The sequence below is a fragment of the Paraburkholderia sp. Cy-641 genome (assembly GCF_011752945.1).
Classification (GTDB): Bacteria; Pseudomonadota; Gammaproteobacteria; order Burkholderiales; family Burkholderiaceae; genus Paraburkholderia.
The window spans coordinates 40,703-67,484 of sequence record NZ_VWWM01000041.1 but is presented as its reverse complement, the minus strand read 5'-3'; the positions used below and the strand labels follow the sequence as shown (position 1 = coordinate 67,484).

23 protein-coding genes are annotated in these 26,782 nt (G+C 64.1%); 12 read left to right on the top strand and 11 right to left on the bottom strand.

The features are described from left to right. Window positions 1-3: 3 nt before the first annotated feature. Complete coding sequence (locus F3J20_RS21455; protein WP_167047580.1) at window positions 4-186, bottom strand: hypothetical protein; 183 nt, start codon at window positions 184-186, stop codon at window positions 4-6. A 378-nt stretch (window positions 187-564) separates the two neighbouring features. Between F3J20_RS21455 and F3J20_RS21450 the strand changes: the two genes are divergently transcribed. Further along, complete coding sequence (locus F3J20_RS21450) at window positions 565-4,188, top strand: indolepyruvate ferredoxin oxidoreductase family protein (RefSeq protein ID WP_167284454.1); 3,624 nt, start codon at window positions 565-567, stop codon at window positions 4,186-4,188. Between the two features lie 231 nt (window positions 4,189-4,419). On the opposite strand, the gene F3J20_RS21445 is transcribed toward F3J20_RS21450, so the two are convergent. Both F3J20_RS21445 and F3J20_RS21440 read right to left on the bottom strand, forming a co-directional pair. Beyond that, the gene (locus F3J20_RS21445; protein WP_167047574.1) at window positions 4,420-6,702 is read right to left on the bottom strand and encodes an NADP-dependent malic enzyme; all 2,283 of its coding nucleotides are present in this window, start codon (window positions 6,700-6,702) and stop codon (window positions 4,420-4,422) included. A gap of 382 nt (window positions 6,703-7,084) precedes the next feature. Then, window positions 7,085-8,323: an MFS transporter gene (locus tag F3J20_RS21440; RefSeq protein WP_167284453.1), complete on the bottom strand. Its 1,239-nt coding sequence runs from the start codon at window positions 8,321-8,323 to the stop codon at window positions 7,085-7,087. Between the two features lie 461 nt (window positions 8,324-8,784). Between F3J20_RS21440 and F3J20_RS21430 the strand changes: the two genes are divergently transcribed. Beyond that, window positions 8,785-9,474, top strand: a complete 690-nt coding sequence (locus tag F3J20_RS21430) for an orotate phosphoribosyltransferase (RefSeq protein WP_167047568.1) — start codon at window positions 8,785-8,787, stop codon at window positions 9,472-9,474. A 108-nt stretch (window positions 9,475-9,582) separates the two neighbouring features. Here F3J20_RS21430 and F3J20_RS21425 read toward each other — a convergent pair whose 3' ends face one another. Continuing rightward, window positions 9,583-10,272, bottom strand: a complete 690-nt coding sequence (locus F3J20_RS21425; protein WP_167047565.1) for a response regulator — start codon at window positions 10,270-10,272, stop codon at window positions 9,583-9,585. Window positions 10,273-10,537: 265 nt separating this feature from the next. Between F3J20_RS21425 and F3J20_RS21420 the strand changes: the two genes are divergently transcribed. From F3J20_RS21420 to F3J20_RS21400, 5 genes are all read left to right on the top strand, one after another. After that, the gene (locus F3J20_RS21420; protein WP_167284452.1) at window positions 10,538-11,140 is read left to right on the top strand and encodes a YbhB/YbcL family Raf kinase inhibitor-like protein; all 603 of its coding nucleotides are present in this window, start codon (window positions 10,538-10,540) and stop codon (window positions 11,138-11,140) included. A 199-nt stretch (window positions 11,141-11,339) separates the two neighbouring features. Beyond that, on the top strand, window positions 11,340-12,287 hold the full coding sequence (argC, locus tag F3J20_RS21415; protein ID WP_167284451.1) for an N-acetyl-gamma-glutamyl-phosphate reductase: 948 nt from the start codon (window positions 11,340-11,342) through the stop codon (window positions 12,285-12,287). Window positions 12,288-12,815: 528 nt separating this feature from the next. Next, window positions 12,816-14,201, top strand: a complete 1,386-nt coding sequence (locus F3J20_RS21410) for a DUF2957 domain-containing protein (protein ID WP_167047556.1) — start codon at window positions 12,816-12,818, stop codon at window positions 14,199-14,201. Between the two features lie 144 nt (window positions 14,202-14,345). Continuing rightward, complete coding sequence (locus F3J20_RS21405) at window positions 14,346-15,596, top strand: DUF2957 domain-containing protein (protein ID WP_167047553.1); 1,251 nt, start codon at window positions 14,346-14,348, stop codon at window positions 15,594-15,596. A 186-nt stretch (window positions 15,597-15,782) separates the two neighbouring features. Further along, window positions 15,783-16,607 carry an OmpW family protein gene (locus tag F3J20_RS21400; RefSeq protein ID WP_167047550.1) on the top strand — a complete coding sequence of 275 codons (825 nt, stop codon included), beginning with the start codon at window positions 15,783-15,785 and terminating at the stop codon, window positions 16,605-16,607. A 338-nt stretch (window positions 16,608-16,945) separates the two neighbouring features. Here F3J20_RS21400 and F3J20_RS21395 read toward each other — a convergent pair whose 3' ends face one another. Both F3J20_RS21395 and F3J20_RS21390 read right to left on the bottom strand, forming a co-directional pair. Continuing rightward, window positions 16,946-17,578 carry a LysE family translocator gene (locus F3J20_RS21395; RefSeq protein WP_167047547.1) on the bottom strand — a complete coding sequence of 211 codons (633 nt, stop codon included), beginning with the start codon at window positions 17,576-17,578 and terminating at the stop codon, window positions 16,946-16,948. A gap of 103 nt (window positions 17,579-17,681) precedes the next feature. After that, the gene (locus tag F3J20_RS21390; RefSeq protein ID WP_167047544.1) at window positions 17,682-18,551 is read right to left on the bottom strand and encodes an NAD(P)-dependent oxidoreductase; all 870 of its coding nucleotides are present in this window, start codon (window positions 18,549-18,551) and stop codon (window positions 17,682-17,684) included. A 117-nt stretch (window positions 18,552-18,668) separates the two neighbouring features. On the opposite strand from F3J20_RS21390, the gene F3J20_RS21385 reads away from it, so the two are divergent. Both F3J20_RS21385 and F3J20_RS21380 read left to right on the top strand, forming a co-directional pair. Further along, entirely contained in the window at window positions 18,669-19,427 is a 759-nt protein-coding gene (locus tag F3J20_RS21385; protein ID WP_167284450.1) for a Mut7-C RNAse domain-containing protein, read from the top strand. A gap of 50 nt (window positions 19,428-19,477) precedes the next feature. Then, window positions 19,478-19,756, top strand: a complete 279-nt coding sequence (locus F3J20_RS21380) for a hypothetical protein (protein ID WP_167047538.1) — start codon at window positions 19,478-19,480, stop codon at window positions 19,754-19,756. A gap of 204 nt (window positions 19,757-19,960) precedes the next feature. Here F3J20_RS21380 and F3J20_RS21375 read toward each other — a convergent pair whose 3' ends face one another. Then, window positions 19,961-20,176 (bottom strand): hypothetical protein, encoded by a 216-nt coding sequence (locus F3J20_RS21375; RefSeq protein ID WP_167047535.1) that lies wholly within the window; start codon window positions 20,174-20,176, stop codon window positions 19,961-19,963. A gap of 472 nt (window positions 20,177-20,648) precedes the next feature. Here F3J20_RS21375 and F3J20_RS21370 point away from each other — a divergent pair, with 472 nt between their 5' ends. Continuing rightward, window positions 20,649-21,578 (top strand): DMT family transporter, encoded by a 930-nt coding sequence (locus F3J20_RS21370; protein WP_167047532.1) that lies wholly within the window; start codon window positions 20,649-20,651, stop codon window positions 21,576-21,578. A gap of 37 nt (window positions 21,579-21,615) precedes the next feature. On the opposite strand, the gene F3J20_RS21365 is transcribed toward F3J20_RS21370, so the two are convergent. From F3J20_RS21365 to F3J20_RS21355, 3 genes are all read right to left on the bottom strand, one after another. Further along, the gene (locus F3J20_RS21365) at window positions 21,616-21,867 is read right to left on the bottom strand and encodes a hypothetical protein (RefSeq protein WP_167047530.1); all 252 of its coding nucleotides are present in this window, start codon (window positions 21,865-21,867) and stop codon (window positions 21,616-21,618) included. Between the two features lie 793 nt (window positions 21,868-22,660). Further along, complete coding sequence (locus F3J20_RS21360) at window positions 22,661-23,479, bottom strand: DUF2242 domain-containing protein (protein WP_240159213.1); 819 nt, start codon at window positions 23,477-23,479, stop codon at window positions 22,661-22,663. A 208-nt stretch (window positions 23,480-23,687) separates the two neighbouring features. Beyond that, window positions 23,688-24,377, bottom strand: a complete 690-nt coding sequence (locus tag F3J20_RS21355; protein WP_167047527.1) for a transglycosylase SLT domain-containing protein — start codon at window positions 24,375-24,377, stop codon at window positions 23,688-23,690. A 357-nt stretch (window positions 24,378-24,734) separates the two neighbouring features. Here F3J20_RS21355 and F3J20_RS21350 point away from each other — a divergent pair, with 357 nt between their 5' ends. Together F3J20_RS21350 and F3J20_RS21345 are read left to right on the top strand one after the other, a co-directional pair. Beyond that, window positions 24,735-24,995, top strand: a complete 261-nt coding sequence (locus tag F3J20_RS21350) for a DUF6723 family protein (protein WP_167047524.1) — start codon at window positions 24,735-24,737, stop codon at window positions 24,993-24,995. 101 nt (window positions 24,996-25,096) lie between these two features. Beyond that, a complete protein-coding gene (locus F3J20_RS21345) occupies window positions 25,097-25,747 on the top strand; it encodes a hypothetical protein (RefSeq protein ID WP_167284449.1) in 651 nt (216 codons plus the stop codon). 223 nt (window positions 25,748-25,970) lie between these two features. Here the strand turns inward: F3J20_RS21345 and F3J20_RS21340 are convergent, their stop codons facing one another. Further along, window positions 25,971-26,561 (bottom strand): rhomboid family intramembrane serine protease, encoded by a 591-nt coding sequence (locus F3J20_RS21340; RefSeq protein WP_240162858.1) that lies wholly within the window; start codon window positions 26,559-26,561, stop codon window positions 25,971-25,973. Window positions 26,562-26,782 lie beyond the last annotated feature (221 nt).

The following is a 26,782-nucleotide window of genomic DNA, read 5'->3' as shown; positions in this document are numbered from 1 at the left end:
GCTCTAGTCGGCTCTGACCGAACGCTCGCTCTGGCTCCTTGCCAGCCTGACAGGCGCGACCTGCGCCGCGCGGCTGATTGCGTTCGACAACGCGCTGGTGCTGCCCGCGTTCGAACGGACCGGCGCGCTCATCGCGAAAAAAGCGGCCGATACCATCAGGAAGGTCTGGATATTTCTCGTGTTCATGCGTACTCCTTTTCTGACTGCCCTGCTGTCACGCAGCTCCGCCGAATGCGGCGCATTGAAGACATTGCACGCAGGTCGCGGATTAGACAGTGATTTTCACTACGGTTCCGCGATTTTGTAGGTTTTACAGCTTGTTACATGCGCAATCGCAATAGGAGCGAAATGCAAGGCAAATTCATGAAAACGGCTTGCAACCTGCTGCCATTCGCGCCGAACCCACGCCGCATCGCCGCATTTTTCGGGCTGCTGCGGCGGGTTTCCACCAGTGCTACCATCGCTTAAAACCCGTCAATATGACGACCCCGGCCCCAGCATTCACAAGATGCCGGGAGCCAGAAAAGTTTTGGTGATCCCAAGCTGAGTGGAGGAGTACACATAATGAATGCCCCGCTAGACGCAGGTCAGCGAGCCTCGCTCGAAGCCGCGTTGTCTTCCGTCACGCTCGACGACAAATACACCCTCGAACGCGGCCGCGCGTACATGAGCGGCATCCAGGCGCTGGTGCGTCTGCCGATGCTGCAGCAGGAACGCGACCGCGCCGCCGGCCTCAACACCGCCGGCTTTATCTCCGGCTATCGCGGCTCGCCGCTCGGCGGACTCGACCAGTCGCTGTGGAAGGCGAAAAAGCATCTCGCCGCACATCAGGTCGTGTTCCAGCCCGGCGTCAACGAAGACCTCGCCGCCACCGCCGTGTGGGGCTCGCAGCAGGTCAATCTGTATCCGAGCGCCAAATACGATGGCGTGTTCTCGATGTGGTACGGCAAGGGCCCCGGCGTCGATCGCTCCGGCGACGTGCTCAAGCACGGCAACTCGGCCGGCTCGTCGCGGCACGGCGGCGTTCTGGTGCTCGCCGGCGACGACCACGCGGCTAAATCCTCGACACTCGCGCACCAGTCCGAGCACCTCTTCAAGGCGTGCGGACTGCCCGTGCTGTTTCCGTCGAACGTGCAGGAATATCTCGACTTCGGCCTGCACGGCTGGGCCATGAGCCGCTACTCGGGCCTCTGGGTCGCGATGAAATGCGTGACCGACGTGGTCGAATCGTCGGCGTCGGTCGATATCGACCCACACCGCACGAGCATCATCCTGCCCGAAGATTTCGTGATGCCCGACGGCGGGCTCAACATCCGCTGGCCCGATCCGCCGCTCGTGCAGGAAGCGCGTCTGCTCGACTACAAGTGGTACGCGGGCCTCGCCTACGTGCGCGCGAACAGACTCGATCGCGTCGAAATCGATTCGCCGCATGCGCGCTTCGGCATCATGACCGGCGGCAAGGCTTATCTCGACGTGCGCCAGGCGCTGACCGACCTCGGCCTCGACGACGAAACCTGCTCGCGCATCGGCATCCGTCTCTACAAGGTCGGCTGCGTGTGGCCGCTCGAAGCGCAAGGCGCGCAGGCCTTCGCGCGCGGTCTCGACGAAATTCTCGTGGTCGAGGAAAAGCGCCAGATCCTCGAATACGCAATCAAGGAAGAGCTGTACAACTGGCCCGACACGCAGCGTCCGCGCGTGTTCGGCAAGTTCGACGAAAAGGACGGCGCGGGCGGCGAATGGTCGGTGCCGATGGGCAACTGGCTGCTGCCGGCTCACTACGAGCTGTCGCCCGCGATCATCGCAAAGGCAATCGCCACGCGGCTCGACAAGTTCGACCTGCCGTCGGACGTGCGCGCCCGCATCGCCGCGCGCATCGCGGTAATCGACGCGAAGGAAAAGGCACTCGCGCGCCCGCGCGTCGAAGTCGAGCGCAAGCCGTGGTTCTGCTCGGGCTGCCCGCACAACACCTCGACCAACGTGCCGGAAGGCTCACGCGCGATGGCCGGCATCGGCTGCCATTACATGACGGTCTGGATGGACCGCAGCACCAGCACGTTCAGCCAGATGGGCGGCGAAGGCGTCGCGTGGATCGGCCAGGCGCCGTTCACGAACGACAAGCACGTGTTCGCCAATCTCGGCGACGGCACCTACTTCCACTCGGGGCTGCTCGCGATTCGCGCGGCGATCGCCTCGAAGGCGAACATTACCTACAAGCTGCTCTACAACGACGCGGTCGCGATGACGGGCGGCCAGCCGGTCGACGGCGTGCTGACCGTGCCGCAGATCACGCATCAGCTGGCCGCCGAAGGCGCGGAGAAAATCGTCATCGTCACCGACGAGCCCGAGAAGTACGCGACGAACACCGGTCTTGCGCCAGGCGTCGACATTCATCACCGCGACCAGCTCGACGAGGTGCAGCGGCAGTTGCGCGAGATTCCGGGCACTACGATCCTGATCTACGACCAGACCTGCGCGACCGAAAAGCGCCGCCGCCGCAAACGCGGCGCGTATCCCGATCCGGCACGGCGCGTCGTCATCAACGAGGCGGTCTGCGAAGGCTGCGGCGACTGCTCGGTAAAGTCGAACTGCCTGTCGGTCGAGCCGCTCGACACCGAGTACGGCACGAAACGCCAGATCAACCAGTCGACCTGCAACAAGGACTTCTCGTGCGTGAACGGCTTCTGCCCGAGCTTCGTCTCCGTTGAAGGCGGGCAGTTGCGCAAGCCGAAGGCAGCGTCGGGCGTCGGCGCCGATGCAATGCCGCCGGTGCCCGAGCCCGAGCTGCCGGCCATCGACCGTCCGTACGGCGTGCTCGTGACGGGCGTCGGCGGCACGGGCGTCGTCACGATCGGCGCGCTGCTCGGCATGGCCGCGCATCTGGAGAACAAGGGCGTCACCGTGCTCGACGTGACCGGCCTCGCGCAGAAAGGCGGCGCCGTGATGAGCCACGTGCAGATCGCGAACCAGCCCGCCGACATCCACGCGACCCGTATCGCGATGGGCGAAGCGAGCCTCGTGATCGGCTGCGATGCGATCGTGACCGCGAGCGCCGACTGCATGTCGCGGATGCAGGACGGCCATACGCGCGTCGTGCTGAACAGCGCGCACACGCCGACCGCCGAACTCATCAAGAACCCGAACTGGCGCTTCCCCGGCAGCAGCACCGAAGCCGACGTGCGCGCCGCGGCCGGCGACGACAACGTCGCGACCGTCGACGCGAATCGCTTCGCGGTCGCGCTGCTCGGCGACGCGATCTACACGAACCCGTTCGTGCTCGGCTACGCCTGGCAGCGCGGCTGGGTGCCGCTCACGTATCAGTCGCTGATTCGCGCGATCGAGCTGAACAACGTGCAGGTCGAGAAAAACCGCGCGGCATTCGAATGGGGCCGGCGCGCCGCGCACGATCTCGCCGAGGTCCGCAAGATCGCGCAAACGCAGGGACGCGCCGACGCGGCGGACAACGCGAGCGGCAAGATCATCGCGCTGCACACGCCGAAGGCACTCGACACGCTGATCGACAAGCGCGCCGACTACCTCGCCGCATGGCAGAACCGCGCCTATGCGGAGCGCTATCGCGCACTGGTCGCGCAGGTGCGGGCGGCCGAAGAAGCGCTCGATTCCATCGACGGCCAGTTGCCGCTCACGGAAGCGGTCGCGAAGAATCTGCACAAGCTGATGGCCTACAAGGACGAATACGAAGTCGCGCGTCTGTATAGCGACCCGGCATTCATCGAGAAGCTGAATGCGACGTTCGAGGGCGACTGGAAGCTGCATCTGCATCTCGCGCCGCCGACGCTGTCGAAGAAGGACGCGCACGGCCATCTCGTGAAGAAAAAGTACGGCCCGTGGATGTTCCGCGCGATGCACGTGCTCGCGAAACTCAAGTTCCTGCGCGGCACCGCGCTCGACGTGTTCGGCAAGACCGAGGAGCGCCGCACCGAGCGCGCGCTGATCGGCGAATACGAGGCGCTCGTGCGCGAGCTGATCGGCGGACTAACGGTCCAAAACGAGGTGCAAAACGCAGCGCAAAAGCGCGAGCTCGCGGTCGAGCTCGCGAATCTGCCCGACGGCATTCGCGGATATGGTCACGTGAAGGAGAACAACCTCAAGGGCGTGCGCATCAGGTGGAACGAACTGCTCGCGCGTTGGCGCTCGCCGGATGCGGGGAAAACGCAGCACGCGGCTTGATGAGCGTGCGAGGTCTTTAAGTCTGGATCTGGGCCGCCGCCTGTTGGGTGAATAGTGAAGGCGGAGTAAAACGGCGCGTCCCGATTGAAAAAGCGGCGGTCTTCATAGACCGTCGCTTTTTTTCGCCAACAAAAAAACGCCACGGAACCGGAATCCCGTGGCGTCTTGCCGGCGCCGAGGCCGCCGCGAGCGCACTACAGCCGCGCCCGCTTCAACCCGGCAACCTACGCATTACTTCGCGTTTGCCGGCTTGCGCGCATTGGCCGAAGCCACCGCCGTCATGTTGATGATCCGGCGCACGGTCGCGGCCGGCGTCAGGATATGCACCGGCTTCTTCGCGCCGAGCAGGATCGGACCGACCGTCACGCCTTCGCCGCCCACGACCTTCAGCAGGTTGTAAGCGATGTTCGCCGCCTCGACGTTCGGCATGATCAGCAGGTTCGCTTCGCCGGCGAGCGTCGTGGCGGGGAATGCCGCCTTGCGGATCGTCTCCGACAGCGCCGCGTCGCCGTGCATTTCACCGTCGATTTCGAGCGACGGCGCGCGTTGCGCGATCAGCTTGCGAGCCTCGGCCATGCGCTTCGACGACGACGACGGCGCGCTGCCGAAGTTCGAGTTCGACAGCAACGCGACCTTCGGCGTGATGCCGAACTTCTCGATTTCACGCGCGGCGAGCATCGTCATGTCGGCGAGTTGCTCGGCGGTCGGCACTTCGTTCACGTACGTGTCGCAGATGAACAGGTTGCGGCCCGGCAGCATCAGCAGGTTCATCGCGGCGAAGTTCTGCACGTCGTCGGCCTTGCCGAGCACCTGGTCGATGAAGTCCAGGTGCGTGTGATACTGGCCGATCATGCCGCAGATCATGCCGTCGGCTTCGCCGAGGCGCACGAGGATCGCGCCGATCAGCGTATTGAACTTGCGCATCGCAGCCTTCGCGACATCGGGCGTCACGCCTTCGCGCGCGCCGAGTTCGTGATACGCCTGCCAGCTCTTCTGATAGCGCGGATCGTCTTCCGGATCGACGATCTCGACGTCCTCGCCGCACTTGAGCTTCGAGCCCATTTTCTTCAGACGCATCTCGATCACGGACGGACGGCCGACCAGGATCGGCTTCGCGATCTTTTCGAGCAGCACGAATTGCGCGGCACGCAGCACGCGCTCGTCTTCACCTTCTGCGAACACGATGCGCGCCGGCTCCGACTTCGCCGCCGCGAACACCGGACGCATCACCATGCCGGTGCGATAGACGGTCGTGCCGAGCTGTTCGCGATACGCGTCCATGTCCTGAATCGGACGGGTCGCGACGCCCGAGTCCATCGCCGCCTGCGCGACGGCCGGCGCGATCTTGATGATGAGGCGCGGATCGAACGGCTTCGGAATCAGGTATTCCGGGCCGAATTCGAGCGAGTGGCCTTCGTAGGCCTTCGCGACTTCATCGCCCTGATCGGTTTCCTCGGCCAGTTCGGCGATCGCGCGCACGCAGGCGAGCTTCATTTCTTCCGTGATCGTGGTTGCGCCGACGTCGAGCGCGCCGCGGAAGATGAACGGGAAGCACAGCACGTTATTGACCTGGTTCGGGTAATCCGAACGGCCGGTCGCGATGATGCAGTCCGGGCGCACCTTGCGCGCTTCTTCCGGACGGATTTCCGGCTCGGGGTTCGCGAGCGCGAGAATCAGCGGCTGCGAACCCATTTCGGCGACCATCTCCGGCTTCAGCACGCCGGCGCTGGAGCAGCCGAGGAACACGTCGGCGCCGCGGATCGCGTCGGAGAGCGAACGCGCGTCGGTGTTGGCCGCGTAACGCTCCTTCGACGGATCGAGGTTGCCGCGGCCTTCGTAGATCACGCCCTTCGAGTCGGTGACGAGAATGTTCTTCTTCGACAGACCGAGGTTGACGAGCAGGTCCAGACACGCAATCGCCGCCGCGCCCGCGCCCGAACAGACGAGCTTCACTTCGTCGAGCTTCTTGCCGACCACCTTCAGGCCGTTGAGAATCGCCGCCGACGCGATGATCGCGGTGCCGTGCTGGTCGTCGTGGAAGACCGGAATCTTCATGCGCTCGCGCAGCTTCTTCTCGATGTAGAAGCACTCGGGCGCCTTGATGTCCTCGAGGTTGATGCCGCCGAGCGTCGGCTCGAGCATCGCGATCGCTTCGACGAGCTTGTCCGGATCGGACTCGTTCAATTCGATGTCGAACACGTCGATGCCGGCGAATTTCTTGAAGAGGCAGCCCTTGCCTTCCATCACCGGCTTCGCGGCGAGCGGACCGATGTTGCCGAGGCCGAGCACCGCCGTGCCGTTCGTGATCACGCCGACGAGGTTGCCGCGCGAGGTGTACTTCTGGGCGTCGAGCGGTTCGTCGTAAATCGCCATACAGGCTGCCGCGACGCCCGGCGAATACGCAAGCGACAGGTCGAGCTGGTTCGACAGCGGCTTGGTGGGCGTCACCGAAATCTTGCCAGGTTTCGGATTCTGGTGATAGGCGAGAGCGCTTTGCTTGAGTTGTTCGTCCATTTCTAGGCCTGCGAGACGTAAGTAATTGGGCCCGTCGCAGCACAACGTCGGCGTCGCTTGCATCTGTCGGACGGATAGTCGACCGAGGCGGTTTTCGCATGCGCCGGTTGGCGCAATGGCTTACCTCGACGAAGGACGGGACGACAATGCGGAGTGCTTCGCGGGTCGGTTAGTGTACACCCCGGGTGCGTCGATGCACTGAGTGGTTAACAGGACTAACCACGAGCGAAACAGCGGTTCATAATGCTGCGCCGCCACATGGGTGCGCAGGGCTGGCGGGGCGTCGCGGGGTGTCGCGTTATGTCGGCGCGATGTCAGTGTCATGTCGGCCCGGTGTCGGCGCGCATGCGCGATCGATCCGATACGCATACGCATACGCCGCTCATTCGAGTTCGGTGCCGCGCCGCTCGGGAATCAGAAACAGCGTCGCGAAGATGTCGAGCAGATAAATCGACGCCAGCAGCGCCAGCGCCGCGCCGAACGAATAGCGCGCTGCCAGCGCGCCCACCGCGACCGGCCCGAAGCCGCCGACCGCCCGGCCCGCGTTGAACAGCACGTTCTGCGCCGTCGCCCGCGCCTCGGTCGGATAAAGCTCGGAAATCAGCGCGCCGTAGCCGCCGATCATGCCGTTCACGAACACGCCCATGGCCGCGCCGCCGATCAGGAGCGCGACCGGCGTGGTCAGCTGCGCATAGACGAACACCATCACCACTGCGCCCGCCTGATAGAACAGGAACGTCGGCTTGCGGCCGAAACGGTCCGCGGCGATACCGAACAGCCAGATGCCGAACGCCATGCCGAGAATCGTCGCGGCGGTCCACAAGCCGGATTGGGTCAGCGAATAGCCGAACGTCTTCGACAGATAACTCGGCAGCCAGATCATCAGGCCGTAATAGCCGAAGTTCTGCACCGAGCAGAGAATCGTCACGCCGATGCTCGCGCGCGTCGTGCGGCCATCGGCGACCAGCAGTTTCAGCGGCAGCTTGCGCATGCCGCGCGCGACGCGCTCGTTGAACAGCGCCGGCTCCTCGACGCGACGGCGCACGAAGAACGACACGGCCGCGGGCAGCAGCCCGAGCGCGAACATGCCGCGCCAGCCGATCACCGGCAGCAGCAGCGGCGTCAGCAAGGCGGCCGCGAGCACGCCGAGCTGCCAGCCGAGCCCGACATACGACGACACCCGCGCCCGAAGCGAGGCCGGCCACGCTTCGGCCACGAGCGTCATGCCGATGCCGAACTCCCCGCCCAGACCAATCCCGGCGATGGTCCGGTAGATCAGCAGATCCGTGTAGCCTTGCGCGAGCGCGCACAGACCGGTGAAGACGGCGAAGATCAGGATCGTCCACGTGAGCATGCGCACGCGCCCGAAGTAGTCGCTCAACACGCCGAAGATCACGCCGCCCGCGACCGCGCCGATCAGCGTCCACGTGACGAGCGCACCCGCCTGTGCCGAGCTCAGGTGCAGGTCGACGGCGATCACCGGCAGCATGAAGCCGAGGATCAGCAGATCGAAGCCGTCCATCGCATAACCGAGCACCGACGCGAGTAGCGCGCGGCCCGCATAGCCCTGTTTCGCGGGGGAGCCGGTATCGGTGACGGAGGCGGGAGGAGCGGCGTTCATTGAAAGCATTCCGTAGGTCGAAAGGCGGCTCGCGCGAGGCAGCGCCCAGGAGAAAGTCGCGTGAGTGTAAAGGCGGCCAGGGCCGGTCACAAGACAACCGGGCAGACGAGGTGGCCCGCCGCGCGTCGCTTGCACCATCGGTCCCACCTCTGCGAGGGCCGTCCGAAGACCTCGGCGAAGCGCGCCTCGCGCGGCCATCGGGCGCGCAAGCAGGCGCACCGCCGGACGCACGATCAGGCACACGAGCGCCCGGCGCCGCGCACGACTTCCCCCTCGGGAAGACCCATTTCGGGTAAAATAGCCGCCCACGCGCGCAGCAAAAAACGGCCTGTACGTACGCCGCAATCCCGTACGCCACTCGCCGGATACGTATTCCGCCCGACATGGCGCGGCCTGCCCCGCTTGCTGCGCCACCGGGCCATGCGCCCGCTTCTCCCCCGCTCACTCCGAAGGACCCGCCCATGACGACAGGCTTCGATCGCCAGACGATCTCCGACACCACCGCCAAGATGCTGCTCGAAGTGCAAGCAGTGCATTTCAACGCGGAGAAACCGTATATCTTCACGTCCGGCTGGGCGAGCCCGGTTTATATCGACTGCCGCAAGCTGATCTCGTATCCGCGCGTGCGCCGCGGCCTGATGGAAATGGCCGAATCGACGATCTTGCGCGATGTCGGCTATGAGCAGATCGACGCGGTCGCCGGCGGCGAGACCGCGGGCATCCCGTTCGCGGCATGGCTCTCCGATCGCCTGATGGTGCCGATGCAATACGTGCGCAAGAAGCCGAAGGGCTTCGGCCGCAATGCGCAGATCGAGGGTCTGCTGACCGAAGGCCAGCGCGTGCTGCTCGTCGAAGACCTGACCACGGACAGCCGCAGCAAGATCAACTTCATCAATGCGCTGCGTACCGCCGGCGCCACGGTGAACCACTGCTTCGTGCTGTTCCACTACAACATCTTCAAGGAAAGCGTGTCGGTGCTGAAAGACATCGACGTCGATCTGCACGCGCTCGCTACGTGGTGGGACGTGTTGCGCGTCGCGAAGGCAAACAGCTACTTCGACACGAAGACGATCGACGAAGTGGAAAAATTCCTGCACGCACCGGCCGAATGGTCGGCAGCGCACGGCGGCGCCACGTCCACGCCGCAATAAGCGCGTTCGCATCATGCGGTGAATACGCGATTAATGCGCAATAAATAAAAAAAGCCGCCTGTCTCTCGACAGGCGGCTTTTTTTCGCTCACTCGAATCGTGCGCGAAATCAGGATTCGTCGGCGACGTCGTCGCTCGAATGCGACGACAGATTCAGCAAGCCATTGCTCTGCGCATACTGGAACAGTTCCGAATCCCGCTCGATACCGAGCTTGCGCATCGCCGTATTTTTCTGCGTGCTGATCGTTTTGATGCTGCGGTTCAGGAGTTCGGAGATTTCCTTGATCGTCATGCCTGACACGAACAGACGCACGACTTCCAGCTCGCGTGCGGACAGCATCACTTCAGCATGCCTGCCGCGCGAATTGATTCGCAATGCATCGAGCGCCGCTTTGACGGATGGACTCATATACCCGAGCTTGCCGAGGACGTGCTGTACTGCGCGCCCGATATGGCTGAGATCGTCCGACTTGTTGACGACCGCCGTTACGCCCAGCTCGCCGAGCCGCCTGAGCAGCGCGACATTCTCAAGCATGGTGAGCACGACGATTGGGAGTACCGGAAAGTTGCGGCGTAGATAGCCGATCAGTTGCAGGCCGTCGCCGTATTGACCGCCGGGCATCGCGAGGTCGGTGACGAGCACGTCGCAGGCGGTGGTTTGCAAAATCCTGACAAGATCCGTTGACTGCCGCGCACGCCCCACGACCCGCAGACCGGGAAACTTGTGCAACGCATGCTCCGCACCAAACAGAATGACCGGATGGTCATCCGCAACCACGACCCTGAATGAACCTTGCATCGCCCCTCTTTGTACGGATAAACCGGTCTCCATGACTTCAAACGCTTTTTCTATGCTGACGACTCCAACGGGTAAAACGCAGCAAGAGTCACGCGGCAATAATGTGTCCCACTATATCTGATTTCCCTCGGCGAATTCCGCAAGTTGCGAACAATCATGCATCGCAGAGCTAATGTTAGTAGACTTGATTCGACCTTGGGGCACGATTAAGGACAACAACCATCGCGAGGACCCGCGCCTCGCGCCCTGACAGGAGAACCCGCACATGCGCGTGCGTTGCCTGGCTGTTTCGCTGGCTTCACCGTGGTGGCGTCGATCGCGCTTCATCCGCGCGATGCTCGGGCTCATGCTGTGCGTGGCGCATGGCTCGCACGCGCAGGCCGACGGAACGTTTACGCTGACGAGCGCGAGTCTCCGCGCGGGCGGCACCGTGCAGGCCGCCCAGGTTTTCGATCAGAGCGACTGCAAAGGCGGCAACCGCTCGCCGCAACTGACGTGGCGCAACGCACCGGCCGGCACGCGCAGCTTCGCGGTCTCGATGTTCGACGAAGATGCGCCGGGGCGCGGCTGGTGGCACTGGGCCGTGGCGGGCATTCCCGCCAGCGTCGACGGCTTGCCCGAAAATGCGAGTTCTTCCGGTTTCCTGAGGAAGCTCGGCGCGGTCGAAGCGCGCAACGACTTCGATACCGACGGTTATGGCGGCCCATGTCCGCCGCCCGGCAAATCACATCGCTACGTCATCACCGTGTATGCGCTGAACTCGGCCGATCTGCGGCTCGCGCAAGGACGCCCCGCGCTGATGTTCGATCATGAGATCGGCACGGCGACGATCGGCAGCGCGCGGCTCGTCGTCACTTACGGGCGCTAGGCGCGGGCGTCGTTCGTTGCGCCGCTGCGGCGCATCTGCCGCGAACCGCCCCGCAACAGCGCTCAACAGGTCACGCTCGTGTCACGTTCGGCGCGCATCGTCGTTTTTTCGCGCTGTTTTGCACGTCCATGGCGCCGAGGTCTTAAAATATAACGTTCCGGCGCGACGACGCGCCCCGTTTCCAGCGAGTGAGATCGAGATGAGCACGAAAGTTTTTGTCGACGGACAGGAAGGCACGACCGGCCTGAAGATTTTTGAATACCTGTCGCAGCGCGCCGACGTTGAAATCCTGCGTATCGAAGAAGCGAAGCGCAAGGACCTCGACGAGCGCCGTCGTCTCATCAACGCATCGGACGTCACGTTCCTCTGCCTGCCCGATGTCGCCTCGCGCGAATCCGCTTCGCTCGTCGAAAACGACCACACCGTGCTGATCGACGCGAGCACCGCGTTCCGCACCTCACCGGACTGGGCCTACGGCCTGCCCGAGCTGGCCCGCTCGCAGCGCGAACGTCTGCGCACCGCCAAACGCATCGCCGTGCCGGGCTGCCACGCCTCGGCTTTCGTGCTCGCGATGCGTCCGCTCGTCGAAGGCGGCGTCGTGTCGCCCGAGTTCGCCGCGCATTCGTATTCGATCACCGGCTACAGCGGCGGCGGCAAGAAGATGATTGCCGACTACGAAGCAGGCGGCGACGACAAGCTCAAGAGCCCGCGCCCGTATGCGCTCGGTCTCACGCACAAGCATCTGCCGGAAATGGCCGCGCACACCGGCCTGAAAACCGCACCGATCTTCACGCCGATCGTCGGCGGCTTCTACAAGGGTCTCGCGGTCACCACGTACTTCTCGCCGGGTCAGCTTGCGAAGAAGGCCACGCCGCAGGACGTGCTGGCACTGTTCGCCGAGTACTACGCGGGCGAGACGTTCGTACACGTCGCGCCGTTCGATGCCGATGCGAATCTCGACAGCGGCTTCTTCGACGTGCAGGCGAACAACGACACCAATCGCGTCGACCTGTTCGTGTTCGGCAACGAAGAGCGCTTCGTGACCGTCGCGCGTCTGGACAACCTCGGCAAGGGCGCATCGGGCGCGGCGATCCAGTGCATGAACCTCGCGATCGGCGCGGCTGAAGACACCGGCTTGAAACGCTAAGCGGCTCGCCCCACGGGCGCCGCGCCACGATCAGAGGCGCGCCCGCAACCGCTTCGAAAGCCGGTCCAGACAGACCGGCTTTTCTGTTTTAAAAGCCCGTCAATCCGAATTCGCGCGAAAAGCTAATTGGTAGTAGCCCGTATTACTTGAAATATAAAAACCGGAATAGCACATCCGATCGTTAAACCGGACTGCCGTCCGGGCTCCGGTAATTCATGCGTTCAATTGCATTGTTCAGCATAGTTTTCCGCCTGGGGAAACTCCGGATTTTTTTGCGAACGCTCGTGCCAGGATCATAGAGCCTTTTTGCCGCAACGCTTGCCCGACAAGGGAGTGCGACGAAGCAACGCTGCCGCGTCCGGCGCGAAAAATCCTTTTCCGTTTAAAAGGACCGCAAGTGTCCGTGCAGTGCGCGTGCGCTGAAATTCGTGCTGTTTGAATCAGCCTTTTTAGACGGCTCATTCAATTGACAGCGATTAAACGCACAGCAAAATGACTCCGCACAATTACATGAAGGGAGACAGCAGCATGTCGCACGCCATGACCCGCGGCCTGGCAATGGCCATTGCCACAGCGCCATTCCTGATTGCCTGCGGCGGTGGCAACGCCGACAGTCCGGGCCCCGTCAACCCACCGCAATGCTCGGGTGCGAGCTGCGGCCCCCAGGGGGCGCCGACGCCTGCGGCGAGCACGGCCACGCTGTGTCCCGATACCGGCGACATCGTCAAGAGCACCTACCTCGGTGGCGCCGGCAGCGGCGAAATCGTGCAGCTGAACATCGACGCGACGGCGATGACCTACACGCTCAAATGGCTCGAGTCGCCGATTCCGCTTACGAGCGCGAGCGTTTCGATCACGCGCAAGGGCACGCAGATCACCGGCGCGGTGATTCATCCGCCCACCGGCATGCTGCCGACCGCCGAGCAGACGCGCTGCGCATTCATTCTCGGCGCGGGCAGCGGCACCGCGTCGGACGGCACGACCTACACGACGCCGGACTTCGTCAACAACCCGAATCCGCCGATGATCCTGATCGGCAAGGGTGTCGCGGGCGGCGGCATTCCCGGGGCTACGGTCGAATACGCGGGCGTCACGATCATTCCGGGCGTCCTGACCCTTGGCACGGTCAACAAGCGGCACTTCGACTTCTATCCGTTCCTCGGCTTCGCAAGCACAACCACCGACATCACGAAACTGCCCGGCACCTACAACGGCCTGCTCTATCACCTTTCGCCGACGGCCAACTACGAAACCGTCGCGACGAACTCGCTTGAAACGTTCGACGCGAGCGGCAACTGCACGTCGTCGAGTTCGGCGGGCTGCCTGTCCACCGGCAACGCGCTGACGCTCAACAGCAACGGCTACTTCGACAGCACGAACCCGCCGCAGATCGTGCCGAGCACCGGCGGGACCAGCAATCCGTTCCGCACCGGCAACTTCGGTACCGCGCACATGATCCTCGGCCAGCTCAACGGCGCGACGGTTCCGCTCGTGGTTCGCACCGGCTACGTCGATACCAGCAACCTGCTGACCGCCAAGGTCGACGACGAATCCGGCATCGCGATGCTCGCCGCGGCGACCCCGCTCGCCTCGGGCGGTTTCGACGGCGGCTACGTCGGCGCCGACTCGAACTTCAAGTACACGGCGACGCTCGTGCAAGGCGCGGCCGCGACCTTCCTCAACCCCTCGACGTCCGCCGCGGAAAGCTCGATCGGGCTGAGCTACGGCGCATCGAGCCCCGGCCTCGTCGACGTTCAGGACAGCAACGGCAAGACCGGCCTCGCGATCGCCTCGGGCGGCTTGTACGCGATCGTGGTGCAGGGCGCGGAAAACGGCGGCATCACGCCGACCTCGGCCAACGCGGACACCCCGAGCGCACCGTACTTCGGCATCGGCGCGCAGATCAGCAAATAGCCGCCGCGCCCGGGCGCAGAGGTACGGACAAAGGCGGCGGCACAGCGCAATCACCCGGCGGCTCACGGCACGGCCGGGACATATCAGCAGAACGTGGCCGGAATGGGAGCCGGCCGCATACAACGAGAACATCAGGGAGGCAGTATGAATTGGAGAATCGTTTCGGTGCTTGCTCTTTGCGCACCGATGCTGGGCGCGTGCGGCGGTGGCGGCGGCGGAAGCGGCGACGGACCGGTGACCGAAGCCCGGCTGTGTCCTTCCTCGCTCGACTACGGCACGGTCTTCACGGGCGGCGGCGGCGACGGCGAACTCGTCAAGCTGCAGCTCGATACGACGAAGATGACGTGGCAGATCAGCTACATCCAGTCGTCGATCCCCGCCGCCACCGGCACTGTGGTCCCGACGCGCGCGGGACAGACCGCGAGCGGCACGCTGACCCAGGAAACGCTCCTGCCGACCAGCAAGCTCAACCAGTGCGCGTTCCGCCTGAACGGCGCGAGCCTCGACGCCAGCCGTCCGGCGCGGATTTTCGTCGGCGAGGGCGTGGCGGGCGGCACAATCCCCGGTGCGGAAATCTCGTTCGCGGGCGTGCTCGGCGTCGGCGCGGTGCCCGACACCACGTTCCCGTACTACCCGTTCATCGGCTTCTCGTCGATCGAGACGAATCTTTCGGCCGTCGCGGGCACGTACAACCAGGTCGGCTATCACCAGGTGCCGTCGCAAAACTTCGCGCCGGTCGCGGTCGATTCGAAGATCACGATCAACGCCGACGGCACGTGGAGCGAGTGCGACAACACCGGCATCAACGCGGGCACGTGCCAGCAGCCCGGCGGCAACTTCCCGACCGCGGCCGACGGCAGCGGCGCATTCGAAACCGATCACTTCCTCGGCCAGGCAAAGCCGACGCTCGCGACGACCGCCGAGGGACGCGGCTACATGATCGTCGGCAAGCTGCGCGGTCAGCTGGTGCCGATCCTCGTGCGCACCGGTGCGGCCAATCCGTCGCCGACCCAGACGGTCAACGGCGCGGCCGGTCCGTACGCCGACGACGAATCGGGCATCTCGATCCTGTCGCCGCAAACCGCGACCACGGTGAACGCGCAGAACGGCGAGTACATCGGCGTGGATAGCCAGTTCGACTACCGCACCACTGCGCTCGAAGGCAGCGAGGCCACCCTGCTCGATCCGTTCAACGCGTCGCAAGCCTCGCTCGCGACCGCGCTGAATCTGGACTTCACGCAGACCGTGCCGGGCGTCGTGACGACCACCCAGGTGGGCGCGTCGACGGGCACCAAGCCGACCGGAAAGATGATCTTCACGGGCGGCGTGTTCGGCTACCTCGACATGACCAACGCCGCCTCGCCGTACTTCACGATCGGCGCGTTCGTCCAGTGACGAGCGCCGCATGCAGCGCCGTCATGACCGAGGGCGCCGCATGCCGGCCTCCGGCCCCGCGAGCATCGCGCGACGCGGCGGCTGGAGCCCCACGAACATCCCGCGCAGCGGCCGGGCCCATGCCCTTCGCCACCCGCAGCCGCCCGCCGCGCACGTGAGCCGCGCGGGCGCCAGAGGAGAAACACGATGAAAAAATTCTGTCTCGCGATACTGGCGACGCTGCTGTCGGCCAGTGCATACGCCCAGCATGCGGGCGACAACGTCGCCGTGCTCGGCTGGTTCCATGTGATGCCGCAGGATTCGAGCACGCCGCTCACGACCAACGTCGCGCCGACACCGATCAACACGCCGCTGCGTCTGCCGAACACGTTCACGTCGGCGGGCACGGGCCTGTCGACCAACAGCGCCAACACGGTCGGCCTCGTGTTCAGCCATTACCTGACCGACCACATTGCCGTGACGACGGTGGCGGGCGTGCCGCCGACGTTCAAGATCTACGGCCACGGCACGATCAAGCCGCCGGGACCGGCCGGCGCGCTCGGGCAGCAGGATCTCGGCGATCCGCAGGCCAATCCGATCGTGAAAAGCGTGCGCCAGTGGAGCCCGGCGCTGCTGTTCCAGTACTACTTCAACGAGCCGACCGCGAAGCTGCGGCCGTTCGTCGGCATCGGCGTGTCCTACAACTGGTTCTCGGATGTCCAGCTCAGCAACGGCTTCGTGCAATCGACGCAGAACAACCTCGGCGCGGTGCTCGCGGCCGGCGCGGGCAAGCCGGGGCAGACGCAGGTCTCGGCGAAGGCGTCGTCGTCGTGGGCGCCGGTGTTCAACGCGGGGCTCGCGTACAACATCACCGATCACTGGGGGCTCGTCGCGTCGGTGACCTATATTCCGCTGAAGACGACGTCGTCGGTCATCATCAAGGCGGCGGACGGCACGGAGCTCGGGGTGTCGAAGGCCGATCTGAGCGCCGATCCGATCATTTCCTTCCTGGCCGTGTCGTATAAATTCTGAATTCGGTTCCGGTGCAGCGAGGCGTACGGCCGGGCGCCAGAAACGACAAAGCCGACGGTCCTGTACGAGGGACCGCCGGCTTTTTTTATTCGCGTCGCCTGCGGGATTGCGCCGCCGCTTCGGCGGCGCGCGGCAAATTCAGGGCAAAAAAAAGCCCGCCTAGGTTGGCGGGCTGAATCCATATCAGAGGAGACATGGAGGAGACAAGACGTACTATAGCAAACCACCTGGTGCGTCGCAACATGAAAATTAGGGTTGACCCTCAATGTCGCATAAACGCAACAATTACGTTCGCTATCGCCTGTATAGCTCCCCTCGCCTGTTGACAGAACAGACGCCTAGTGGCGCACCAGCGCCATCATCGCGCCGAAACCGACGAACACGCCGCCCGTCAGCCGGTTGAACATACGCGCGACGCTGCGGCTCTTCAGCTTCGCGCCGATGCGCGTGCCGAAGCCCGCATACACGAAATACCAGCTCACATCGATCGCCGCGAAAGTCGCGACGAGCACGCCAAACTGCGGCAGCTTCGGCAACGCGGGATCGATGAATTGCGGCAGCAGCGCGGCCGCGAACATGATCGCCTTCGGATTGCTGCTCGAGACGAGAAAACCGTTGCGAAACAGTGAGAAACGCGAACGCACCGGACGCGCCGAGAGTTCGTCGACGTTCGGCGCGGCGGCGTCTGCCGACGCGCGCCACGCCTTGATGCCGAGATAGACAAGGTAGGCCGCGCCGATCATGCGCAGCGCGTCGAACATCGCCGGCCACGCGGAGAGAAACACGCCGAGCCCCGCCGCCGATACTGCCAGCATCAGCACCAGCGCCGACAGGCAACCGGCCATGGTCGCGCTGGCGCGGCGCAAACCGTGCTGGGCGCCGTGCGTCATCACGAGCAGCGTGTTCGGACCGGGAATCGAGGAAATCACGAAAACGGTGGCAACGTACAAGCACCAGGTATGTAGAGTCATCGGAATGGAAGCAGAAGAAGCGGGCGGGCTATTATGCCCGCTACCCGATGCGACCCTGCTCGACTCCGGCAAACCGCAAGGGAACGTCAGCGCGCTAACGGCCTCAGCGGCCGGCGCGGCGCGTCGCGACCTGGCCCAGCACCGCGAAGTCCTTCTCGCCGTCGCCATGCGCGATGGCTTCAATCAGGCTGTCGCGCACCACGCTGGCGACCGGCATCGGCGTCGTCACCGCATCGGCGGCGGCGAGCGCGAGGCGCAGGTCCTTCAGACCGAGCCGAGCCTTGAAGAGCGCCGGCTCGAAGCGCTGCTCGGCGATCAGCTTGCCGTAACCCGAGTACACCGGCCCCTGGAACAGGCCGCTCGTGATCACGTCGAGGAAGTCCTGCATCGCGAGGCCGTGGCCGGTCACGAGCGCGGCCGCTTCGCCGAGCGTCTCGATCGCCGCGCCGAGCATGAAATTCGCGGCGAGCTTCATCACGTTCGCCTGCTGCGGCAGCGAGCCGATGCGCCAGGTCTTCTGGCCGAGCACATCGAAAATCGGCTGGAGCCGGTCGATCGATTCCGCCGGACCGCCCGCGACGATCGTCAGCTTGCCCGCGGCCGCGACGTCGGACCGCCCGAGCACCGGCGCGGCCACGTAGTGAATGCCGCGCGACGCATGCGCGGTCGCCAGTTCCTCGGCGAGCGCAACCGAGATCGTGGCCATGTTCGCGTGGATCAGCCCGCGCGGCGCATGTTCGAGCAGCGACGCGGTGATGACCTCGCGCAGCGCGGCATCGTCGGCGAGCATCGAGAACACGGCGTCGCCTGCAAACGCTTCAGCCGGCGTCGCGACGATTTGCGCGCCCTGCCCAGCCAGTGCCTGCGCCTTTTCCGGCGAGCGGTTCCACACGCGCACCTGGTGGCCCGCTTTCAGAATGTTTTCAGCCATCGCGGCACCCATCTCGCCGAGGCCGATAAAACCGATGTCCATCTATTGCTCCGTCTTCTAAAGAACCCGAAGTAGAGCACACTCATGCGACACGCGCAGGACAACAAGTAATACGGCGGGCAGCACAGCGAACCACGCGAGCGGTGCGATACTGCTCGCATGGTCATCGCGACATTCCGCTTCTACGAGGAGCTGAACGACTTTCTCGCCCGGCCGCTGCGCCGGCGCGAGTTCGCCTGCGTCTGCGCGCGCGGCGCGACGGCCAAGCACATGATCGAAGTGCTCGGCGTGCCGCATACCGAGGTCGAGCTGATTCTCGTGAATGGCGAATCGGTCGGTTTCAATCACCTGCTCGCGGAAAGCGACCGCGTCGCCGTCTATCCGAAGTTCGAAGCGCTCGACATTCAACCGTTGCTGCGCGTGCGCGAACGGCCGCTGCGCGTGACGCGCTTCATCGCCGACGCGCACCTCGGCGGCCTTGCACCGCTTCTGCGCCTTGCCGGTTTCGATACGCTCTACGACAACCACTATCCCGACGCCGACATCGAAGCGCTCGCCGCCGCGCAGCAGCGCATCGTGCTGACGCGCGACCGCGAGCTGCTGAAACGCCGCAACATCACGCATGGCTGCTACGTGCGCGCGCTGCGGCCGCGCGAGCAGTTTCGCGAAGTATTCGAGCGGCTCGATCTCGCGCGCAGCGTGCAGCCGTTTCGTTTGTGCCTGATGTGCAATGCGCCGCTGCGGCGCATTGCACGAGAAGAGGTCGGCCCGCGCGCGCCGCGCGGTGTGCTGCAGCGGCATAGCCGCTTCGTCACCTGCGACGTGTGCGAGCGCGTGTTCTGGGAAGGCACGCATTGGCAGAAAATGCGCGCATTGATCGACAGTGTTGCGACGGGAACGTCGGATCGCTCCGGCTAAGGGCGCGCTGCGTACAATGCTGGATTACCTATTTCGCAGAGGCCTTCCAGATGGCGATGAAAAAAACCGACCTTGAAAAGAACAAGGCACTGAAACTGAACAACGCAATGAAGCAAGCGGGCGTCGGCCGGGGCGGCACAGGTCTCGCGGCCGAGCCGAAGATCGACCGGCGCGAGCAACGCAAGCTCGATCAGGCGCAGGGCCTCGTTCCATTCGCGTGCAAGCTGAACAGCGAACTCGCGGAAGAACTGAAAACGCGCGCCGCCGCGCATCCGGACGGCATGAACGGCCTGCTGGACCAAATCATCCGACGCGGCCTCGCGGGCTGACGCCGAACCGCGCGCGTCGACACGCTCGCGGCGCACGGTTCGCGCGAATGCCGGGCCGGACCGCGAACCCGTCGCGCATGCAAAAAGGCCAGAGCACAAGCTCTGGCCTTTTTGCTGGCAACGCCTTGCCGCGCCCGACTGCGACGGCCCGCTAACGGCCCGGTGCAACGGTACGGCACGCGTGCCCGACGAACGGGCGTCAACTTAGTTCGTCGCGCCCTTGTCGTTCGTGCCGGCTGCCGACGCTGCGGCAGCAACCGGAGCGCGCTTGCCGTGGGTCTTCAGCTTCTTGATGTGATGCTTCTTCGGTGCAGGAGCGGCAGCAGCCGGCGCAGCGGCTGCGTCGGATGCCTGTGCGAATGCCTGAACCGAAACCAGCGCGATCGAAGCAGCTGCGAGCGAGACGATAACTTTTTTCATATGTTGTTCCCCAAACCGGACGACTGAGTCGAATGTGAAAGAAGACACCTGCACGGTAGAGCAGACAGGGCTTCACGGCGCCTTTTACTCCCCGCGAAAGAGTATTACCCAAGCGTAGGCGGTTTGTCATGCCCAAAACTCAATATGTATTTTCTGGGAGACAACGAGCTTTCGTGATGCTTTCACCCATCCTGAATAACGCACCAGGGACAACACCAGGCCGTTCGCCGCAAAGCTCGCCGATTCAAACAGGGCAGCGCTCGGCCGACGGTTACGCGATCGTCGCGCAAGTCGCGCCGCTTGCCTGTCCGGCCGCGAGACGCCCGCGTATCATGTGAACAATCTCCGGCCGGTCCGACGCCGGATACGTCATCCCGGCACCACGGGCCGCGCCTCGACAGCCTGCCCGCGCGCACCACCGCAAACGAATAACGCGCTTGCCGGCACGACCCACTCCAGAAACCCAAAAAACTTGAATTCCGATACCCGCCAACACCTGCGCGCCAACGTGCTGATGCTGATCGCCGCAATGATCTGGGGCTCCGCGTTTGTCGCGCAGCGGCTGAGCCTCGACGCGATCGGCCCGTTTCTGTTCACCGGCCTGCGCTTTCTGCTCGGCGCGCTCGTCGTGCTGACGATGATCGTCTGCGTACGCCGCCCGGCGCTCGCCGAACTGACGAGGCGCGAGCCGGGCGGTGCTCGCGAACTGCTCGGCGCCGGTGGACTGCTCGGTGTCGTGCTGGCCGTATCGATTTCATTGCAGCAGATCGGGCTGCAATACACGAAGATCGCCAACGCCGGCTTCATCAGTTCGCTGTATGTCGTGATCGTGCCGTTGCTCGGCGTGCTGTTTCGCCATAAAACCGGCCTCGGCACGTGGCTCGGCGCGCTGCTCGCGGCCGTCGGCATGTATTTTCTGAGCGTCGACGAACATTTCTCGATGCTATACGGCGACTGGTATCAGCTCGCGGGCGCGCTGGTGATTTCCGCGCAGATGATGCTCGTCGGCCGCTTCGCGGCGCGCCACGACACGCTGATGCTCGCGCTCGTGCAGTTCGTGACCTGCGGGCTCGTGTGCCTCGCAATCGGCCTCGCGGTCGAGCCGGTCAGCGTCGCGGTGCTCACACGCGCAGCGCCGACGATCGCGTATGGCGGAGCGATGTCGGTCGGCATCGCCTATACGATCCAGGTGGTCGCCCAAAAGCATGCGGCGCCGTCGCACGCGGCAGTGATCTTCAGCATGGAAGGCGTGTTCGCGGCCCTCGCCGGCTGGCTCGTGCTGGGAGAAACGCTGACGGCGCGCGCGCTGTCCGGCTGCGCGCTGATGCTGGCGGGATTAATCGTGTGTCAGGTGCTGCCGGGCTGGCGGCGCAACCGCGAACGCGTGCCGCAAGCGTCGTAAGCGGCAAACCCAGCGGTGCCTGTCCGATTGAAACCCTTCATGCGGCCCGCGGATGCGCATACAGCTTCGGCGTATCGGCGGTGGGCGGAAACACGCACCAGCAGCCGTCGTCGTGACGAAAGAAGAACAGGCCGCGCGCGCCCTCTTCCGACGACGTCTCCACCCGCACATAACGCCGGCCGCCCAAGCGCGTGCGGCTGAATTCCGTGACGTGAACCAGCGCCGAAGGCAGCGGCGCAAGCCACTTCTCGACCAGAAACCGCAGCGACTGCTCGCTTGCGGATCTCATGATCCGCTCCGGACCGGTTTGTCCTGATGGGCGTCGCGCGTGGACTCGATGCTGTCGCCGTCGTCGGCGGCATGTTCGTCGGTTTCGGCGGCGGCCAGCGCCATCGCCCGATTGGTCGCTGCCGCCCTCAAGGTACTGCAATGAGCCGCATGCCGAAGGTCCGAGAGAAGACGGACGAGTTGTCGTGCTGATCTGCGTTTCATACATCCCCCCGCATTGCACCAAGAACCTCAGAAATCACTTTAACTCTATGCCGGGATGGCTCGGTGCCCAAATGTTTTTGACTAAATAGCAACAGTTGCGCTTGCAAAAAGAAAGCGCGCAATCTTCATGCCGCGGTTCGAATGTGCGCGTCCGGCGCGCGAGGGTCTGTGCGGTGGCGAGCTCTTCGCGTCGCGCGAACTGCGGGCTGTCGCACACGGCGAAAGGCGCTCGAGGCGACAGGTTATCCACAACAAGCTATGAACAACGTCGGGATATCCCGTCGAACAGCTTGTGTGCGAAATCTTGATAAAGACGGGTGCCGGTCAACGTGCTGCCGAACTTATCCCGCTTATGTAGTTTTTCTACAACCGTGTTCCGCAGGGTTATGGGTTTTGCATCACCTTGATGAAGCGAGGAATTTTGGCGTTATCCACAGAACGGGTAAGCCTTTGTTAACTATTACTACATATGTATACGTATGAAGTAAAAAACATAGGATAAGTCCCGCTGCGCGCGCGGATGACAGGCTGGGCAGCGCTTGATCGACCTGAATCCGCAGGCTGCACCGCGATGTTGGCCGCCTCGACGTTTATGGTGCGGGGCTCGCTCCGCTCGCCGGCTGGATGCCGGCCGCCTGGCCGATCGCATCGGGCAAAGTAGGAGCCAGCGCGGGGACCGCCACTGGCGCCGCAGCGGCAATTGACGCGTGAACCGGCTCAGGAACCGCGGTGGGCGTCGTCACCGGAACCGGCGCCGATGCAGGCTCCGGTGCAAGTACCGGCGTCGGCATCGGTTCGGGGGCCGGCAGCACGCGCGTTTCGATTGTGCTGCTCGTCACCGGCTGTGTGCGCACGACGGTTTGCAGGTAGTGATCGACGAGGCCGAAGAAACGGTCGTAGAACTTGCCCGACGGAATCGTCTCGCTCGATATCTTGACCATCGCGTCGCTGTTCGAGCGGATCGGCAGCGACAGCGAGCCAAGCACGCTCAGCCCGACGCTCGCCGAGGTATCGCTTTTCTTCAGCGCGAAGCCGTTCTGCACCGCGTTCACGTAGACGATGCTCGTGCTGGCCGCCTCTTCTCCCGGCGTACACACCACATGAAATTCGACGACTACGTGGGTATCGCTCGTCGGCTGGAAATTCTTCGTGCCGTCGACGGTATCGGGACGCGCCATCGTCGTCAGATAGCCTTGGCTCAGCAAGGCGCGGCGCGCGGCTTCGCAGGCGTCGGTCGTGCTCGAATTGAAGTTGCGGGCGTACGGGCTCGCACCGGTTTCGAACAATTCCTGCTGGAATTGCGGTTGCGGTGTGCTGCTGCATGCCGCGAGCGCCAGCAGCCCGAACAGGGCCGCGGCGGTGGTTCTGGAAAACGGGATCTGCATGATCGAGTACAAGGAGCGCCGCATGGGCGCGAATGGAAATGCATTGTAGAGCGCGCCGCCGGGTGTGCGTAAAAGCGTGCAGCGGGAACCTGTCACCGCGTGGCGGTGAGTGACAAAGAGACGAAACCGGGGAGGGTTGCGTGGATGCCGCGACAGTCAGCATTCGCAGTGATTGCAGCAGCCTCTGATACGGAAAGTAGGCTGAAGCGAAGGGAAAACCGTGCGGATGCGGTTAATTCGATGCGGTACGCGCCGAGCCTGAAACCGAACGTGTGGCCGGAGCCGAAGTGGCGGCCGAAGAGGAAGACACGGAAGACGCCGTCACCGCCGCACTCGCGGGTTGCACCGCCGGCACGCTAAACGCATCGGCCCACTGATTCGCCCCGGCGCAACGATCGGCCTCGCACGGCACGGCCTGGCTGTCGGCATGCTGCGTGTCGTTCTGCGGCGGAGCGATTGCGGCGAAGTCTTCGACGCGCAAGCTCACCTTCTGCGCATATGCCTTCGATCCGCCGTAGCTCTTCAGCGCGGCGCTCAGATCGCCGTTGGCCGAGCGCATATAGCCGTAAAGGATTGCCGAGCCGGCTTCGATGTTCGCGCCCGGCTCGGTGAGGTCCTTGACGTTGCGCAGCAGTCCGCGATGCGCCTGCGGCACGACCTGCATGAGCCCCGTCGCGCCGTTGGCACCGCGGGCTTTTTCCTTGAAACGGGATTCGATCGAGATGATGGCGAGCAGTAGCGCCGGCGGGAGGGAGTATTTGGAGGAGGCGGACTGCACCGCGTCGGAAATCTTTTGAGCTTTGTCCTTGGCCAGGCCGAATTTGTGCGTGAGATACGCCGATATTCGGTCGCTGTTTTCGTCGGCTGCTGCGGTTTGCATCAGGCCTAACGAAAGCACGATCAGGCAAAGTAACCGGCTCATAACGGGGACGGAAGGTAGCGGCAATCCTCGCATTATATCCCTGCCCTGTTGTCCGACACTGGGTCATTACAAATTTTGTCTTTTAAATCAAGGGGAATCGGGATGCGGGTCGGTTGCCTGAACGACTCTCTCTTGGGATAAAAGCCACCAGGTAGCGGTGCGAGTAACGAAGGCGACGTGGTCACCCGCTGTTTATCTCCAAAATTTATTCTGTTAGTTGCATTTATGGATCGACAGCGGTTGCAAGCGGAGATTTGAGACAATGGGTGCGGTCCGCACGCCCGTCAGCGCGAACTCTGGCTGCACAGCGTTCTCTTGCTGGCGTGCCGGTTCGGCGAATAACCGATGTTTTCAACCATGAGCAAAACCGCATTCATTCCCAGCGTCCCCGGCACGTCGGAGGACGATTTCGACATTTCGGCGACCGCGAAGATGGCCGGCTATCGGCGCTTCTACGGCGTGCTGAAAGTCGTGCGCAACACCGACGGCCGCGTGCTGTTTCCGTTCGACGGCGCACCGGAGCTCGGTCCGCATGCGACGCGGCTCGAAGCGATTGCCGCCGCGCAGGTGTACGGAGAGCATATCGTCACGAGCGATCTGGCCCGACCGGAGCTTTAGCCGCGAGGCGTTGCGCCTGTGCATGCGACGACGGCGGCAGTGACAGCAGGTTGCCCGCATATGGCAAACAAGGCCGCAACAGCGAACAGGCGCAATGAAAAATGAACAAGAAGACCGACATGGAAAGCGCGATGAGCCACGACAGGAAGCATGACAGGAGCCGTCGGCGCACGGCGAGGCTACCGGTTGCGGCGCTCTGCGGCGCGGCTCTGTTCGCGAGCGCGTTGGCTCAACCCGGCTTCGCGCAGGACACCGCCGTCGCCGCCGATACCGTGCAAGCGGCGCTGCGTGAAGCGGACGTCGTTCATATGCGCGTGCACGTCGCCGCCGTCGATGCCGCCAGCAATCGTGTGCTGCTGCGTGGTCCGCGCGGCCAACTCGCCGACGTCGAGGTCAACCGGGGCATCGCGGACGTGAGCCGGTTGCGTGTCGGTGATCGCCTCAACGTCGCGTATCAGCAGGCGATGCTGATTCGCATCGAGAAGCTCGCAACCCACGGTGTGCGCGAGCGCACCGAAACGACGCTCGCACTGCCGGCATCGGCGGGCGTGGTGTCGTCCGCGCATCGGGTGCGGATCGTCGCGACTGTCGTCAGGATCGATGGCAAGAACCGCACGGTGACGCTGCGTGGACCGAAACATCGGCAACTGCTGCAAGTCGCGCGCGATATTCCGCTCGACGAACTCCACGTTGGCGAGAGCGTGCGCGCCGAGTTCGTGTCGGCGGCGGCGGTGTCGTTGGTGAGAGAGTGAGCGCCGCGTTGTAGGGCAAGCTCGCGCCGGCGTATCCGTGTCCGGGAATGGGCGGATTGTTTGCCACCTGCGCCGAACCCGATTTGAGGAAACGGGAATACGCTTGCCGATAAACGCGCGCGCTTCCGAAGCCAAGCGCCGCGCGGTTGGATATACGCAGCCCGCCTCGATTCCGTCGGCCATACCACGACGACATACCGAGGCGGCAATGCATGCGCATCAATCAGCGCATGCGCACGCTTCTAGCCGCCCCGGCCGCCGCGCGCGCCGCAAGCACGCCACCGAGCGCGCCGCCGATATGGCTCTGCCACGACACACCGGGATAGACCGGCAGCACGCCGAACAGCATGCTCAGACCGTAGCTGCTCACGACGACCAGCGCCACGACGATCGAGACGAGATTGCGCGTGTAGTAACCGCGCGCAACCAGATAGCCCGCATAGCCAAACACCAGGCCGCTCGCGCCGATATGCACCGAATAAGGCGCGCCCAATAACCACGCGCAGAGACCCGCGCCCAGCATTGCGCCGAGGGTCGCGCGCCAGAAGCCGGCGATGTCCGGCCACGTGCACAACCAGCCGAGAACGAGCAGCCCGCTCGTGTTGGCGGCGATGTGCGCGAGGTTCGCATGCAGCCACGGCGCAAACAGGATGCCTTGCAGGCCGCCGAACGTGCGCGGCACGACACCGTGCTCGTTCAGATGGAGGAAAGGCAACGCGGCCGACAGAAAGAACACCGCCCACATCGAGCTGACGAAGAGCGCGAGCAGTACGGCTCGAGTTTTGAGTTGGGCGGTGAACGTCGCGGTTCGCATTGGGTCGGAAGCCGAGGTCTTCATGTGTCGATGATGCCCTGCGTGGTATCGGCCGAGCGTAGTCGATAGGGTGCCGCCGCGTCGAGCCGTCGTGGAAAAAACGGATTAAGCCGACACGGCATGGGCGCTTCGCCACGCTGGGTCATTGCACTTTCTTTTGGCGAATCATGCCGCGGTTTCGCTTTCAGAATTCCGCTATGCTGAAGACGCGACAGTCGTTG

Excerpts from the sequence above, each read along its gene's own strand:
- F3J20_RS21455 (WP_167047580.1), bottom strand. The coding sequence starts at position 186 with ATGAACACGAGAAATATCCAGACCTTCCTGATGGTATCGGCCGCTTTT.
- F3J20_RS21450 (WP_167284454.1), top strand. The coding sequence starts at position 565 with ATGAATGCCCCGCTAGACGCAGGTCAGCGAGCCTCGCTCGAAGCCGCG.
- F3J20_RS21445 (WP_167047574.1), bottom strand. The coding sequence starts at position 6,702 with ATGGACGAACAACTCAAGCAAAGCGCTCTCGCCTATCACCAGAATCCG.
- F3J20_RS21440 (WP_167284453.1), bottom strand. The coding sequence starts at position 8,323 with ATGAACGCCGCTCCTCCCGCCTCCGTCACCGATACCGGCTCCCCCGCG.
- F3J20_RS21430 (WP_167047568.1), top strand. The coding sequence starts at position 8,785 with ATGACGACAGGCTTCGATCGCCAGACGATCTCCGACACCACCGCCAAG.
- F3J20_RS21425 (WP_167047565.1), bottom strand. The coding sequence starts at position 10,272 with ATGCAAGGTTCATTCAGGGTCGTGGTTGCGGATGACCATCCGGTCATT.
- F3J20_RS21420 (WP_167284452.1), top strand. The coding sequence starts at position 10,538 with ATGCGCGTGCGTTGCCTGGCTGTTTCGCTGGCTTCACCGTGGTGGCGT.
- argC (WP_167284451.1), top strand. The coding sequence starts at position 11,340 with ATGAGCACGAAAGTTTTTGTCGACGGACAGGAAGGCACGACCGGCCTG.
- F3J20_RS21410 (WP_167047556.1), top strand. The coding sequence starts at position 12,816 with ATGTCGCACGCCATGACCCGCGGCCTGGCAATGGCCATTGCCACAGCG.
- F3J20_RS21405 (WP_167047553.1), top strand. The coding sequence starts at position 14,346 with ATGAATTGGAGAATCGTTTCGGTGCTTGCTCTTTGCGCACCGATGCTG.
- F3J20_RS21400 (WP_167047550.1), top strand. The coding sequence starts at position 15,783 with ATGAAAAAATTCTGTCTCGCGATACTGGCGACGCTGCTGTCGGCCAGT.
- F3J20_RS21395 (WP_167047547.1), bottom strand. The coding sequence starts at position 17,578 with ATGACTCTACATACCTGGTGCTTGTACGTTGCCACCGTTTTCGTGATT.
- F3J20_RS21390 (WP_167047544.1), bottom strand. The coding sequence starts at position 18,551 with ATGGACATCGGTTTTATCGGCCTCGGCGAGATGGGTGCCGCGATGGCT.
- F3J20_RS21385 (WP_167284450.1), top strand. The coding sequence starts at position 18,669 with ATGGTCATCGCGACATTCCGCTTCTACGAGGAGCTGAACGACTTTCTC.
- F3J20_RS21380 (WP_167047538.1), top strand. The coding sequence starts at position 19,478 with ATGGCGATGAAAAAAACCGACCTTGAAAAGAACAAGGCACTGAAACTG.
- F3J20_RS21375 (WP_167047535.1), bottom strand. The coding sequence starts at position 20,176 with ATGAAAAAAGTTATCGTCTCGCTCGCAGCTGCTTCGATCGCGCTGGTT.
- F3J20_RS21365 (WP_167047530.1), bottom strand. The coding sequence starts at position 21,867 with ATGAGATCCGCAAGCGAGCAGTCGCTGCGGTTTCTGGTCGAGAAGTGG.
- F3J20_RS21360 (WP_240159213.1), bottom strand. The coding sequence starts at position 23,479 with ATGCGGCGCTCCTTGTACTCGATCATGCAGATCCCGTTTTCCAGAACC.
- F3J20_RS21355 (WP_167047527.1), bottom strand. The coding sequence starts at position 24,377 with ATGAGCCGGTTACTTTGCCTGATCGTGCTTTCGTTAGGCCTGATGCAA.
- F3J20_RS21350 (WP_167047524.1), top strand. The coding sequence starts at position 24,735 with ATGAGCAAAACCGCATTCATTCCCAGCGTCCCCGGCACGTCGGAGGAC.
- F3J20_RS21345 (WP_167284449.1), top strand. The coding sequence starts at position 25,097 with ATGAACAAGAAGACCGACATGGAAAGCGCGATGAGCCACGACAGGAAG.
- F3J20_RS21340 (WP_240162858.1), bottom strand. The coding sequence starts at position 26,561 with ATGCGAACCGCGACGTTCACCGCCCAACTCAAAACTCGAGCCGTACTG.